Origin of the sequence: Lactobacillus isalae, from assembly GCF_947539375.1 — a bacterium.
In the GTDB taxonomy this organism is placed as follows: Bacteria; Bacillota; Bacilli; order Lactobacillales; family Lactobacillaceae; genus Lactobacillus; species Lactobacillus isalae.
Window position 1 is genome coordinate 1,715,936 of the sequence record NZ_OX443569.1, and the last position, 14,665, is coordinate 1,730,600.

Genomic DNA, 14,665 nt, shown 5'->3' on the forward strand with positions numbered 1-14,665 from the left:
AATTGCGTACAAAAACGTTCGCACAAAATTATAAAGATTTATAAAAATTTTGCAAGTCTATTTTAGAAAATACAGTAGGAAAACAAGGTGATTAAATGAATTTTCTAAAAATTGCATTAAGCAATGAGCTTAAAAATAATGATTTTAATTCATGGCAAACTACTAATTTGAACGATACTCCTCAAGCTAGTGAACTTGCCGCAATAGTAGTAACAGAGGCTGACCAAGATAGTCTTAAAGCTGCTCAAGATTTACAAAAAACTTCTGGCCTTGGAATTCCTATTATTAAAGTTTCACATGAAACAATTTCTAACGATGAAAAAGAAGAAATAATTAACGCTGCAAATAACTATACTAAAGAAATGGTCCCAGGCTTTTTAACTGACCTAGTCAACTTTGCACAAGATCATCCAGTAAGCTTTACTACTCCTGGTCACCACAACGGCTTATATTATGAAAAACATCCTGCTGGCGTTGTTTTCAATCGCTTCTTTGGCAAGAACCTGATGTTCGCAGATACTAGTGACACTGTACCTGAACTAGGCGATACTATGACGCACGAAGGTACTCCCTTAACTGCTGAACAAAAAGCCGCCAAAACATATCACGCTGATAAAGTTTACTTTTGTACTAACGGAACCACTAGTGCTAACTCAATTTGTGCTAGTGCACTTCTTACAAAAGACGATCTTGTTCTTTTTGACCGTAATAACCACAAGTCACTCTATAACAGCGCCTTGGTTATGAGCGGAGCTAAACCGGTATATATTCCAACTGACCGAAATGCTCTTGGCTTAATCGGAGAAATGGATCCCAACTTTTTAAGTGAAGAAAAAATTAGAGCAGAAGTCGCTAAAGTTGATCCTGAAAAGGCTAAGGCCAAACGTCCATTTAGATTAGCCATTATCCAATCAGAAACTTATGACGGACTTTTTTACGACGCAAAATGGATGATTGATAAAATCGGCAAACTTTGTGATTATATTCTTTTTGACTGTGCTTGGGGCGGATTTGAACAATTCATACCAATTATGAATCATTTATCTCCCCTCAACTTAGAATTTGGACCAGAAGATCCAGGAATTTTAGTAACGCAATCGCTTCATAAGCAACAAGCCGGTATGGGACAAGCTTCTCAGATTTTAAAGAAAGATGCGCATCTAAAAGGTCAAAAGCGTTATGTCGATCACAAGCACTTTAACCACGCTTATCTTAAATTCGTAACTTCCAGTTATTCATATCCCCTCTATGCTTCCTTAACCGTTAATTCATACTTAACAAGCGGCAAAGGCAATAAAAAATGGTGGGACAAAATTTTGCGTTTAGGAATTGAATGGCGTAAAGAACTAATTAGAAAATCAAAATTATTTAGACCATTAGTAATTGATAATTTTGAAAATATTAGTACTGACGAATTAGCAACAAATGAAAAATACTGGAACTTAGAACCCAATAATCTTTGGCACGGCTTCAGTAAAATTGCCACAGGTCAGGCAATTATTGACCCATTAAAGATTACTGTAGTCACACCTGGTATTGATGTTAAAAACTCAAAATATGAAGATGTAGGAATTCCTGGTCCAGTAGTAGCTGAATTCTTAATGGAAAAACGCATCATTCGTGCAAAAGATGACTTGTATTCCCTTCTCTTCCTGCTTACACCTGGTGATACCAAAGCTGAATTAGATACGCTTCTTAACGCATTCTTAGAGTTTGAACAATACTATGACGAAGATGCTCCCTTAGAAAAAGTATTGCCTAAATTAGCCAAAGTATACGGTGATCGCTACAAAGGATATACTTTAAAGCAGCTTTGCCAAGAAATGCATAATTATTACCGGGGAAATAAAACGTTCACCCTGCAACAAGAACTATTTGCTAAACCAAATATGCAAAACTATCCAATGACTCCTGAACACGCTGACTATCTATTTATGAAAAATGAAAGCGAGCTAGTTAACTTGGATGATGTTCAAGGAAGAATTGCGGCCGAAGGTGCTCTTCCTTACCCACCAGGAGTCTTTATTGTTGCTCCTGGAGAAAAATGGAGTTCTATTGACCAAAAGTACTTTGAGGTTTTGGTAGGAGCAATCGAGCGTTTTCCTGGCTTTGTTCCTGAAATTCAAGGAGTCTACTGGGATCAAAAATCAGATGGTAAAATAATAGTACAAGCAGAAGTATTAAAGGAGAATTAAGTAATGGTTTTATCTTGGAAAGAAAACTTACCAACAGAATTAAAAGAAAAAGTCGATAAAGTTGATAAAATGATCGAGTCTCGTCTAGAAGAAATTGACGAGCAAGTATTTTATAATCAACAACGCGTTTTAGACTTGTTTAGAAAGCACCGCGTAGGAGAAGAAGACTTAGTCCCTTCAACTGGTTACGGCTATGATGATGTAGGCCGCGATAAGCTTGAAGCAATGTATGCGGACTACTTTAAGACTGATGACGCATTAGTACGTCCACAATTTTCTTCAGCAACTCATGCAATTGCTGTTGGACTTTTCAGTATGCTTCGTCCTGGTGATACCCTCTACTACTTAACGGGTATGCCATACGACACAATTCAAGAAGTTATTGGTTTAGCTGGTAACAAACCAGGTAACATGAAAGAATGGGGTATTGACTTTAAGCATACCGATTTACTTGATAATGGCGAAGTAGACTATGACCAAGCTAGAAAAGACTTGCAAGATCCTAAGATCAAAGTCGTAACGATTCAACGCTCTCTTGGTTACGCCGTACGTGCAAGCTTTACCATGGAAAAAATCAAGAAGATGCTTAAATTCATCAAAGAAGTTCGTCCTGATGTAAAGATTTTCGTTGATAACTGCTATGGTGAATTTTCTGAAACCGAAGAACCAACTTTCTACGGTGCTGATATGATGGCAGGATCTTTATTTAAGAATGCCGGTGCTGGTATCGTTAAAGCTGGTGCTTTCTTAGTTGGTAAAAAGGATCTTATCGAAGGTGCTGGTTCTCGTCTTAACGTACCTGGCGCTGGTAAAGGCGAAGGCGCTACTTGGGGTTACTTAAGAGATATGTACCAAGGCTTCTTTATGGCAGCCCACACTACTGGTGAAGCTCTAAAAGGTATGATTTATACTGCCGCTCTTTGCGAAGAGATGGGTATGAAAGTTGCTCCTAAGTGGAATGATCCAAGAACCGATATCGTTCAAACAGTAACTTTCGGCGAACCAGATCCAATGGTTAAATTCTGTGCTGCAATTCAACATTATTCACCAATGAACTCATTTGTTGATCCTATTCCATACCACCAAGATGGTTATGAAGATGATGTCGTTATGGCTTCTGGTAGTTTTACTGAAGGATCGACAATTGAATTATCTTCAGATGGTCCCCTTCGTGCACCTTACCGTCTTTACATTCAAGGTGGCTTGTCTTACGCTCATGATAAAATTGCAATCACTCATGCAGTAGAAGAGACTTTCTATAAAAAGGACTAATATTAACTAACATACCCAAAAACGGCCAGTGATTTTCGCTGACCGTTTTTGCATCAATTAAAAATTTTTGTTAGGGTGAAATATATACTTTAATTTTTCAAGGAGGTTTTTTTTAGAGCTAATCTAAATGATTTAGCTCATATTATGCAAAACGAAAAACAATCTAATACAAAAAATGTCAAAGAGGTAAAAAATTATAAAAAGGCTCCCTTAATGCCTATTCACCTACGGGTATTCGTTGCCGTAGTTTTAGGACAGATAGCTTGCGGCTTTGCTTTAGGTATTTCGGGTACTGCACTTTCAAACGCTAGTAAATACCTCAATATCAGTGATCTATGGACTGGTTTGATCGGTGCTGGATCTTTAATTGGACTAGCAGGAAGCATTTTAATTGGACGTCTATCCGACAAGATCGGTAGACGAAAATTATTGATGCTCAATATGTATATTTTAGGTATTTTATCTCTAACGCAATTGCTCACAAATAACCTGCCTATTCTTTTTATTATCAGAATCCTGATTGGGCTAATGATTGCGGTCGATTACACAGTCGGAAATGCACTCTTAACGGAGTGGCTTCCTAAAGGCGAAGACAGCAAAAGACAAAGTCAATTATTAATCTACTGGACATTGGGTTTTATTGCATCCTATGTAACTGGATCTTTTGTTACTGGATTTGGTTCTTATACTTGGCAAATCATCTTAGCAACTGGAGCAATTCCAGCATTTATTGCTGCTTTTTTCAGATCTATTTTCCCTCTGCCTGCTTCACCCAGCTGGCTTGCAAGTCGCGGTAAAGTTAAAAAAGCTAATAAAGTTATCAGAAAACACATGGGTCGCAAATGGGGTATTCCTAAGAAACTCAAAAAGGCAAAACCAGTCAAAGAAGTTTCTTGGACAATATTATTTTCCGGGAAATATTTGCGTCGAACTCTAGTCGGTGGTCTTTTTTATGCCTGCCAAGCTTTTGCATTCTTTGGTATTAGCATCTTTCTTCCAATTCTGTTAGAAAGTATGCATGTCACTGATCAAAAAGTTTCCGGTATCATCTACAATGGCGGTATGTTCATTGGCGTGCTTTTCGGAATCTTGATTTTTAATAAGATTAGTCGTCGTGCATTTTTAATTAGTAACTTTTTGCTTTCTAGTATTCTAATCGGCTTTCTAGCCATTGATAAAAATATCAACAGTAATCTTCAATTATTTATTTTCTGTATTTTCGCAATTATTTTATCTTCTGGTTTAGTACTAGATTATCCTTACCCTACTGAATTATTTGATATTAAAGTTCGCGGAACTGGCGTCGGAACTTGTATTACGATCAGCCGTTTTGGTGCAGCTGCTGGTACATTTTTACTACCAATTTTAACCAACCTAGGTGGGTCGAGCTTAGCCATGATTACATGCGCAGTAGTACTATTTATATCATTTATCATCTGCCTAATCTGGGCTCCTGAAACCTCACCAAAATTTAAACAAAATAATTGATTCCCCAATTCTTTATCCTAAAATTAAAATTAGAAGGAATTGGAGGGATTATTATGGTTAAAATGACAATTAGTCAAGACGCGATTAACTTTCTTAAAAATCGTGGCTATGATAAACATGAAATACTTTTAATTGTTGACGGTGGTGGCGGTGATTATTCCATTGAAGGTGGCTCTTGTAACATTGGAATGGATTATTCGTTGATTTCACTAGACACAATGAAGCACGATCCACGCTATTCAGTAAAAATTGAAAATAACGCTAACTTTGCAATTTATACTTCTGACTATGACTTAGCCTTTTTAGGAGATAACTTAATTTTAGACATCCACGACACTACCTTACGTCTTCGCAATGATTCTGGCATTTTAACGGGCGCTGTAAAGATGGCTAAAGCAAGCTTTCTCGCAGAACGAGCAAAAGAAGGAATTGTCGGTCAAAAGAATTGTTAATTTTAGATTTACTCTCAAATTCATATTTGAGAGTTTTTATTTATCCTAATTTATAATGCTTTTTTCTTAAAAGTGTTATATCATTAAAATCAATAATTTAGAAAAGGACATATTGCTATATGATGCTAATTGTATTTTAGTCTCAAGGGACTAACTTACTTTCCCTTGAGAAAAACAAGTTTAAAATCTATTTTCTTAAGGAGAAAAAATAAAATTGAATAATATTGACGAAATTGAATTTTCACGTATCCGTAAGCTTGTAGCTCACTACGCTGTTTCACCTGAAGCAAAAGATGCACTTTTAACTCAATCACTTGCAACTAAGCTGGTTAAAGTAAATGCTCTGTTAAATGAAACTACAGAAATTCTCTGGATTTTAGACCATGGTTTACATATTCCATTTATTAATTCAGATGCCTTTACTCCAATTTTGAACAAGGTCAAAAAAGGTTTCATCCTAAATCCAGCAGAATTAGAACAAGTAGCAGATTTCATTAGAGTTACACGCTTATTAGTACGCTTTTTTGATAAGCAAAGAAATAATGCGCCAATTATCGCAAGTTACTGTGATACTTTAACTATTCTAGATAAACTAGAAAATGACATTTATGTAGCTATCGAACGGGGACAAGTTTCAAACAATGCAGATAAAGATCTCGCTAGATTAAGACAAAGAAGCAGCAAATTAAGTACAAATATTCATGATAACCTTCAGCAATATTTACAAAGTAAAAAACACCAGACTATGCTGCAAGATTATCAAATCATTCAAAAAGATAATCACTACACCCTTCCTGTCAAAGCAAGTTTCAAGCACACTTTTGGTGGAAATATTATTGATCAATCAAATAATGGAAATACGGTCTTCATAGAACCGACAAAAATAGCTCGCTTAGCTCAAGAAAAAGCAGCAATCGAAAACCAAATTTACCTAATTGAAACTCAAATTTTGGGCAATTTATCTGCGAAAGTCTATGAAGAGCTTTCTCAATTTGAAGCCAATCTTAATACCATCATTGAACTTGATTGTATCTTAGCTCGAGCTAAGTATTCTCAAAGTATTAATGGCAAACGACCAACTTTAAACGAACAGAATCAGCTGAAATTGCAAGAAATGAGACACCCACTTTTATCTGCTCCCGTTCCTCTTTCACTTAATTTAGATTCAAACAAGCGTGGTTTAATAATCACTGGTCCTAATGCTGGAGGAAAAACTATTACTCTTAAAACAGTCGGATTAGCAATTGCGATGACTGAATTTGGTTTGTTTCTGCCAAGTACATCCCCCTGCTCAATTCCAATAATGGCTGAAATTTACACTTCAATTGGTGATCATCAAGACCTAGATAATTCACTTTCTACATTTTCAGCTGAAATGAAAAAAATGTCTTATATTGTAAAACATGCAACAAAAAATAGTTTGATTTTATTAGACGAATTAGGTAGTGGGACAGACCCAAATGAAGGGGCAGCTTTAGCAATTGCAATCCTGCAAATGTTGCAACTAAAAGGCTGTCTGATTTTGGCTACTACCCACTATAGTGCCATCAAGGACTACTCTAGTAAGCATCCCGCTTTTATTACTGCTGCTATGGATTTTGATCTTGATACATTAAAGCCAACATATAGCCTACTTTTAAATCAAATTGGAGCTAGTCGCGCGCTTTGGATAGCAGAAAAAAGCGGTATGCCACAAAACGTTTTAGTAGCAGCTAATGATTTCTTAAATACTGGTAAATTTCCATTAAAGCAAAGCAATATCAAATTCAAAATAGAGCAGAAAAAAACTAAATCTACTATTTCTTTTAAAAAGGGTGACCGTATTAAAGTACCTAAGTACAAGCAAGAGGTCCTATTTTATCAAAACTCCGATCGTGCAAATCAAATTACCATTTTTGTTAATAAAACATTCGAAACTGTGCCAATCAAGGGAGCAAGGTTAGTTCGAAAAGCTGAAGAACTTTATCCTGCTGATTATAATCTTGATCTCTTATTTGTTCAAAACTGGCAAGATTATAAGTTAAAGAAAGATTTAGATCGTGGTTCTAAAAAAGCCTGGAAAAAGTTAAAAAAATAGTCAAATTAAAAAGGGAAGATCCACTCTTCCCTTTTTTCTTATCCATCAAGTTCTACACCTTGCAATTCTCTCATTGCATCATAGGCTTCTGGCCGTCGATTATGGTCAACCCCAAGAATCAGCAAGTCTCCCGCTACAATTACTGTATCACCATGCGGAATTATTTCTTGACTGCCCCTTCTAATGGTTCTTACTAAAACATTATCTGGCCATTGAATATTTTTAATTTCTTGATCCACTAATTTACTATTTTCATAAACTGGAATATCCAATTCATCCTCTTCACCAGAAATTGGCTGTAAATGCGTCTCAGGCATCATTGCTGCTGCCAAGCTATCGTAGATTGGCTTTCCACCTAAGATCTGATCAATTAACAAGGCAATAAAAGCAACAACTGCTAACGGCATCAGGTGAAGTAAGGAGCCAACCATTTCAGTAATTAATATAATCGCCGTAAAAGGTGCCCGAATAATTGCCGCAAAATAGCCTGCCATTGAAAAGACCACCAAGTTAATCACCAAACGTGCTGGCATTAGCCCCAGTTGTACCATCAAAGTGCCATAAGTAGCCCCAATCAAAGCTCCCATAGTCAAAATTGGTAAGAAAATACCACTAGGTAATCCTGAATCATAAGAAACAATCGAAAATGCGATTCTCATCACATAGTAAAAGGCTAGAATTCCAACTAAAGCCCACCCACTTTGAGTAATCATTTTTGGTAAAGTCAAAATTAGACGGTTACCAGGTCCTGTGATTAAGGGCCAGTAATACATAATTGGAATCAAAATAGCCAAAGGAATTAATCCATGCAAACATCTAGGAAGCCAGGTAATTTTTAAATAGACCTTCTTTAAGCCAAACAGGCCTTTTTTATATAAATGACCTAATAATCCCAAGATAATTCCTAAAATTACCAGATGCCAATATAAATAGATTGGAAATGAGTGATCATACGGCATCCCCAAAGCATGATGCAAACCAAAAAAGTTCGATACCATAAAGTTAGCTGCAATTGCTCCCACTAAGGCATTCATCCAGACGCGAGGAGAAAAATTATGAAAAATTTCTTCTAGAACAAATAAAGCTCCACTCAAAGGTGCACCAAAGGCAGCTGATAATCCACTAGCTGCTCCTGTAGCAAGCAAGACACGTTGATTATACTTGTTTTGCTTTAATTTTTCTCCGACTCCCTGACCAATAGAAGAACCTAATTGAAGCGATGGTCCTTCTGGTCCTAGAAATAGGCCAGTACCAATTACTAAAATACCGCCAATTAGCTTTCTCCAGAGAATTTGCCACCATTTAAGTTGCAGTTTCCCTTGAAGCTGCAGCTTAACTTCCGGTATACCAGATCCACCCACATGAGGATACTGCTTTACAAAATATCCAGCTATAATTCCAACAGCTGCTAATCCAGCAACAATTGCAATAAACCATAGGGGATTATTATGCGCTTTTTTAAACAGGTCTAACCAAAAAGCCGAAGTCTTTTCAATCCCGAACCTAAACAAGCCAACTACTGCACCAGCAATTAATCCAACAATCAGTGCTTGCAGCATTAGCTTAAGATTGCTTTTTTCTTCTTTTCTCATTCTTACCTACGTCCTATTTTTTTAGATACTGTTCTATTTTAACGCAAAAAGCCACTACAACAGTAGTGGCTTTTTCAGTTTCATGTGAAACACTATTATTTTTCTTCATACCATTCAGTATGGAAAGTACCTGGACGGTCGTTTCTTTGATAAGTATGTGCACCAAAGTAATCACGTTGACCTTGAATCATATTTTGAGGTAAGTGTGGGTTAAAGATTGATTCCAAGTAGTTCAAAGCTGCACTAAGAGTTGGAGTTGGTACACCAGCATCAGCCGCAATCTTAACAACTTCTCTCAAAGAACCAATACTTTCTTTCTTTACTTTATCAAAAAACGGTGCCTTGAATAAGTTTGGTAAATCTTTGTCAGCATTGTAGGCAAACTTGATATCATGAAGCATTTGAGAACGAATAATACAGCCGGCTTCCCAGTTTTGAGCAATAGTTGAGTAGTGCAAGCGCCAGTTATAAGCTTTTGCGGCCATAGTTAATTGTTCAAATCCTTGGCCATATGAAACAGCCATTGCTAAGTATAAAGCTTTTGCAAGTTGATCAACCAAGTCTTTTGGAGCCTTTTCTGGATCAATCTTTGGTTCAGGATCATCTCTTAAAGTTGCTTTTGACATGAAACGTGCAAGAACAGCTTCAGCAATAACAGTAATTGGGGCACCAAGACGAATTGCGTCTTCAAGCATCCAGTTACCAGTACCCTTGTAAGAAGCTTCATTTAAAATGTGATCAATAATGTGGTCATCAGTTAAATTATCTTTTTGTTTCAATACCTTTGATGTGATTTCAATTAAGTAAGCTTGAAGTGCGCCCTTGTCCCAGCTCTTGAAGATTTCACTCATTTCATCATTAGAATAGTGACCAACAGTACGTAAGATATCGTATACTTCAGAAATAATCTGCATAATACCATATTCAATACCGTTATGCACCATCTTTACATAGTGACCACTACCAGCCGGTCCAATGTAGCCAACACATGGTTGACCAGTAGGAGTCTTAGCAGCCATTGCTTCAAGAATTGGTGATACTTCTTCATAAGCTTTTTCATCACCGCCTGGCATTAAAGCAGGACCATTTAAGGCACCTTCTTCACCACCAGAAACACCCATTCCGATAAAGTGAATACCGTGCTTTTCCATTTCCTTGTAGCGACGGTTAGTATCGTGGAAGTTAGAGTTACCACCATCAATTAAAATATCGCCCTTGTCTAAAAGAGGCAATAATTTTTGTAAAGTCTCATCAACTGGTTTACCAGCCATAATTTGAATTAAGATCTTACGTGGTTTTTCTAATGAATTAACAAATTCTTCCCAAGTATAAGTCGGCTTTAAATCTTTATCTTCATATTTTGCTAAAGCATCGACCTCTGGCTTATCAATTGAAAATCCAGAGACAGAGTAGCCATGATTCTTAACGTTTAAGGCAAGGTTTTTACCCATAACGGACAAGCCAATAACCCCAAATTGTTGCATATTTTTGCCTCCACATATTTAATAAAATTCATTCATCTACTAGTATACTTTTTTATTAAGAATTTCGCACAATTTTGCTTACTTTTTATTAAAAAAATAAAGAGTTCAACTATGTGAACTCTTTACTTAATTATTTCCTAGGAAATTAATGACGTGATGCACCGGACGAAGCATCTTCTTTTGCTTCAACTGGTTCTGCTTCAGTATGTTCAGAAGCACCCGATGCAGCATCAGCTTCAACACCATACTTACCTGCAAAGTAACTAAATGGTTTCAAAGCTTGTGCATCATACTTAGCAACGAATGCTGGATCATCTAATGTATTCAATTCAGTTGAATATGGCATATCATGAGTGATCTTGCAATCGATTAAAACTGGGCCTTCCATTTGTTGAGCAGCAGCTACTGCATCTTCGAATTCTCTCTTAGTACGAACAGTAAAACCTTTTACATTCATACCTTCTGCACTCATTGCCCAATCATTATCTGGTAATTTTACACCTGATAGTGGTTGGTGTGATTCATCAACTTGTTCAGCTTCAATGTAGCCTAGAGTTTCATTGGTGAATACCACGTTAATAACATGCATGTTGTAGCGTGCTTGAGTCAAAAGCTCTTGGTTCATCATGGCAAAACCACCATCTCCGGCTAAGTTCCATACTTCACGATTTGGATAAACTGTTGCTGCAGCTAAGGAAGCTGGAGCACCATAACCCATGGTTGCGTATAGACCTGAAGTAGTCCACTTTTGATCACCATGTAAGTGCATTAAACGGTCAAAGTTAATATTTACATTACCAACATCTACAGCAAATACTGCATCATTAGCAGCTTTTTTATTAATTACGTCAAAGATTGGTTCAACTCTCATTGGAATTTCATCAGAATCATTGAAGCTTTCAAGCCAAGCTTCCCAATTTTCACGATCAGCCAAAGCAGCCTTGTACAATGGTGATTCTGGACGACTTTCACCAGTATCAATTAAAGCCCGTAAAGTCTTCTTAGAATCTGCTAACATTGGAACAGTCACAGCATGGCGCTTGCCCAATCTCTCAGAATTAATATCAATTTGAATTACCTTTGCCTTAGGATTGAAGAAGAAGACTGAGAATGGAGAATTATTACCAACCCAAACAACTAAATCAGCATGAGTTTGAATATCGTTACTTGGCTTAGCACCAACACGACCAATTGAACCCATATATGCTGGAAATTCATCTTCAACAATTCCCTTTCCTAGTACTGATGAAACTAATGGCATCTTAAATTTATCAGAAAATTCCTTTAATTCTTCACTAGCATCTTCAGCACCATGACCAAAGTAAACAATTGGATTTTCGGCATTATTAATCAATTCAAGTGCCTTATCAATTTGTTCCTTACGAGGTGCAGGGAAGTTAGGTACAACTTTATGTGCCGCAGCATTATTACGGAAGTTATCTTCAATCTTATCCCACCCAAAGTCTTTAGGCAAAATTAAAACTGCTGGGCCCTTTTTTTGATAAGCTTGGCGAATTGCTTCATCCATCAAAACCGGAATAGATTCAGCCGTTTTTGCTTGGTGATTCCAAACAGCAACAGGATCAAACCATGGCTTTTCATCAAAGGCTTGGAAGAAGTCGATATCTTGACGACTTGTTGGAACATTAGCGACAATTGCAACCATTGGAGTCTTATCGTATTTTGCATCATAAAGTCCATTCATCAAGTGAACAGCACCTGGGCCAGCAGAACCAAAGCACACTCCTACCTTACCGCTAATTTTATATTCAGCAGAAGCTGCTAAAGCACCAGCTTCTTCATGTCTTACTTCAATAAATTTTATCTTATCTCTCCAGTTATGAATTGCATTCATTGTTGAGTCGAATGAACCACCTGGAAAACCATATATATGATCAATACCCCAGTCATATAAGACTTGGAACATTGCATCTGAGCCACTAATTTTTGTCATAGTCGATAAGCATCTCCTTAATGATTTTTCTTACACCTTGATTAAAGCACATTTATTAACTAATTGAAAGCGTTTGCCATAGTTGATAGATCAAGATTTGGAGCATTATCAAAAATAATTATTTCACAAACTATTTATCTTTTTATCTACCTTATCGTTAAATCACAATTTCGAGGTGTGATTAAGTGATCATACTCAATAAAAAAAAGCAAAAAAACTTTTTTCGTTTTTTTGCTTTAATTACTTAATTATTTATTTTTTTATTTTAGCAATTCGACCTTGTTGAATATAGGCAGTTAAAATTGCCAAATCAGCTGGATTTACTCCAGAAATTCTTTCAGCTTGAGCAATAGATTCAGGACGAATCTTTTCAAATTTTTGACGTGCTTCAGTAGCTAAACTTGGGATTGCATTGTAGTCAATATCTACTGGAATCTTCTTTGATTCAAGACGGTGCAAGCGGTCAACCAAAGTCTTTTCCTTTTTAATATATCCTTCATATTTCAATGCAATTTCAACTTGTTCTTTGACATAACGATCAGTAGCTAGAGTTTGACCACTTAGCCTTTCAACTGCATCAAAGGTTACACGTGGACGCTTCAAGAAAGCCGCACCGCTAACTCCTGCATTTAAACGATCCTGCTTAACGCTAGCTAAATATTCTTGTACTTCATCAGTCGGATGAATGGTAACATTTTCAATAGCTTTCATTGCCCGGGAAATAGCTTGCTTTTTAGCTTCAAATTCAGCATAGCGTTCGTCTGAAATCAAGCCTAACTTATGCCCCTTCTCAGTTAAACGCAAATCTGCATTATCATGACGAAGAAGAAGACGATATTCTGCTCTACTTGTTAATAAGCGATAAGGCTCATTAGTTCCCTTAGTTACCAAGTCGTCAATCAAGACACCAATATATGCTTCATCTCTTTGCAAAGTAAAGCCGGGCTTATTTTGAGCACTTAAAGCCGCATTGATTCCTGCAATTAAACCTTGTCCAGCTGCTTCCTCATATCCTGAAGTTCCGTTCATCTGTCCAGCGGTAAATAAATGCTTAATATTCTTAGTCTCTAAAGTGTGTTTTAATTGCCAAGGCTCAATTACATCGTATTCAATTGCGTATCCAGGACGCATTAATTCAGCCTTCTCTAATCCAGCCACACTATGAAGCATCTTTAATTGCACTTCTTCAGGCATTGAAGTAGAAAAGTCCCCTACGTATATTTCCTTAGTATTACGGCCTTCTGGTTCTAAAAAGATTTGGTGACGATCTTTATCGGCAAAACGTACTACTTTATCTTCAATTGAAGGACAATAACGTGGACCTACACCTTTAATAACTCCCGAAAACATTGGTGCCCGATCAAGATTGGCGCGAATAATATCATGAGTTATTGTATTCGTATAGGTCATGTAACAAGACATCTGATCTTCCAAATAATCGCTATCTTTACTAGTGTAAGAGAAGTGTCTTGGTTCCTTATCTCCAGGCTCTTCTTGAGTCTTTGAATAGTCAACTGTATTTCCATCAACACGAGGAGGAGTTCCCGTTTTAAAACGACGCAGCTTAAAGCCTAATTTTTCAAGATTTTCAGGCAACTTAATAGATGGTAAAGAATTATTAGGGCCAGAAGAGTAAGTCAATTCACCAATAATAATCTTTCCTCTCGCAGCGGTTCCAGTAGTCAAAACTACACTTTTAGCATAATATTTTGCACCAGTATTAGTGATTAATCCTTTACATACTCCATCTTCAACGATCAATTCATCTGCAACAGCTTGTCGCAAAGTTAAATTAGGCTCATTTTCAATGGTATCTTTCATATGTTCATGATATTGCCACTTATCTGCCTGTGCGCGCAATGCTCTAACAGCTGGACCCTTTCCTGTATTAAGCATTCTCATTTGAATGTAAGTGGCATCAATATTTTTACCCATTTGTCCGCCAAGAGCATCAATTTCCCGAACAACGGTACCCTTTGCAGGACCTCCAACAGATGGATTACATGGCATGAAAGCAACCATGTCCAAATTAATAGTTAAAAGAAGCGTTTTTTCTCCCATACGAGCAGATGCCAAGGCAGCCTCTACTCCCGCATGACCAGCTCCAACGACTATTACATCGTATTCATTTGATTCATAAGTTTTCATTTT

Annotated in this window: 9 protein-coding genes; 5 read left to right on the plus strand and 4 right to left on the minus strand. The window is 36.9% G+C overall.

Annotated elements, in window-relative coordinates:
- Nucleotides 1–95: 95 nt before the first annotated feature.
- The 5 genes from QM512_RS08355 to QM512_RS08375 all read left to right on the plus strand — a co-directional run bounded on the left by QM512_RS08355 (nucleotide 96) and on the right by QM512_RS08375 (nucleotide 7,484).
- Nucleotides 96–2,195 (plus strand): putative ornithine decarboxylase, encoded by a 2,100-nt coding sequence (locus tag QM512_RS08355; protein WP_282805240.1) that lies wholly within the window; start codon nucleotides 96–98, stop codon nucleotides 2,193–2,195.
- Nucleotides 2,196–2,198: 3 nt separating this feature from the next.
- Nucleotides 2,199–3,467 (plus strand): methionine gamma-lyase family protein, encoded by a 1,269-nt coding sequence (locus QM512_RS08360; protein ID WP_282805241.1) that lies wholly within the window; start codon nucleotides 2,199–2,201, stop codon nucleotides 3,465–3,467.
- A gap of 144 nt (nucleotides 3,468–3,611) precedes the next feature.
- The gene (locus QM512_RS08365; protein WP_282805242.1) at nucleotides 3,612–4,955 is read left to right on the plus strand and encodes an MFS transporter; all 1,344 of its coding nucleotides are present in this window, start codon (nucleotides 3,612–3,614) and stop codon (nucleotides 4,953–4,955) included.
- 53 nt (nucleotides 4,956–5,008) lie between these two features.
- On the plus strand, nucleotides 5,009–5,407 hold the full coding sequence (locus QM512_RS08370) for an iron-sulfur cluster biosynthesis family protein (RefSeq protein WP_282805243.1): 399 nt from the start codon (nucleotides 5,009–5,011) through the stop codon (nucleotides 5,405–5,407).
- Nucleotides 5,408–5,621: 214 nt separating this feature from the next.
- On the plus strand, nucleotides 5,622–7,484 hold the full coding sequence (locus tag QM512_RS08375; RefSeq protein ID WP_282805244.1) for an endonuclease MutS2: 1,863 nt from the start codon (nucleotides 5,622–5,624) through the stop codon (nucleotides 7,482–7,484).
- A gap of 38 nt (nucleotides 7,485–7,522) precedes the next feature.
- On the opposite strand, the gene QM512_RS08380 is transcribed toward QM512_RS08375, so the two are convergent.
- From QM512_RS08380 to mnmG, 4 genes are all read right to left on the minus strand, one after another.
- On the minus strand, nucleotides 7,523–9,076 hold the full coding sequence (locus QM512_RS08380; protein ID WP_282805245.1) for a ClC family H(+)/Cl(-) exchange transporter: 1,554 nt from the start codon (nucleotides 9,074–9,076) through the stop codon (nucleotides 7,523–7,525).
- Nucleotides 9,077–9,171: 95 nt separating this feature from the next.
- On the minus strand, nucleotides 9,172–10,560 hold the full coding sequence (gndA, locus tag QM512_RS08385) for an NADP-dependent phosphogluconate dehydrogenase (protein ID WP_282805246.1): 1,389 nt from the start codon (nucleotides 10,558–10,560) through the stop codon (nucleotides 9,172–9,174).
- A gap of 145 nt (nucleotides 10,561–10,705) precedes the next feature.
- Entirely contained in the window at nucleotides 10,706–12,514 is a 1,809-nt protein-coding gene (spxB, locus tag QM512_RS08390) for a pyruvate oxidase (RefSeq protein ID WP_282805247.1), read from the minus strand.
- 252 nt (nucleotides 12,515–12,766) lie between these two features.
- Nucleotides 12,767–14,662 (minus strand): tRNA uridine-5-carboxymethylaminomethyl(34) synthesis enzyme MnmG, encoded by a 1,896-nt coding sequence (gene mnmG / locus QM512_RS08395; protein WP_282805248.1) that lies wholly within the window; start codon nucleotides 14,660–14,662, stop codon nucleotides 12,767–12,769.
- Between the last annotated feature and the right edge of the window lie 3 nt (nucleotides 14,663–14,665).

Coding starts and splice junctions, on each gene's coding strand:
- QM512_RS08355 (WP_282805240.1), top strand. CDS start 96: ATGAATTTTCTAAAAATTGCATTAAGCAATGAGCTTAAAAATAATGAT.
- QM512_RS08360 (WP_282805241.1), top strand. CDS start 2,199: ATGGTTTTATCTTGGAAAGAAAACTTACCAACAGAATTAAAAGAAAAA.
- QM512_RS08365 (WP_282805242.1), top strand. CDS start 3,612: ATGCAAAACGAAAAACAATCTAATACAAAAAATGTCAAAGAGGTAAAA.
- QM512_RS08370 (WP_282805243.1), top strand. CDS start 5,009: ATGGTTAAAATGACAATTAGTCAAGACGCGATTAACTTTCTTAAAAAT.
- QM512_RS08380 (WP_282805245.1), bottom strand. CDS start 9,076: ATGAGAAAAGAAGAAAAAAGCAATCTTAAGCTAATGCTGCAAGCACTG.
- gndA (WP_282805246.1), bottom strand. CDS start 10,560: ATGCAACAATTTGGGGTTATTGGCTTGTCCGTTATGGGTAAAAACCTT.
- spxB (WP_282805247.1), bottom strand. CDS start 12,514: ATGACAAAAATTAGTGGCTCAGATGCAATGTTCCAAGTCTTATATGAC.
- mnmG (WP_282805248.1), bottom strand. CDS start 14,662: ATGAAAACTTATGAATCAAATGAATACGATGTAATAGTCGTTGGAGCT.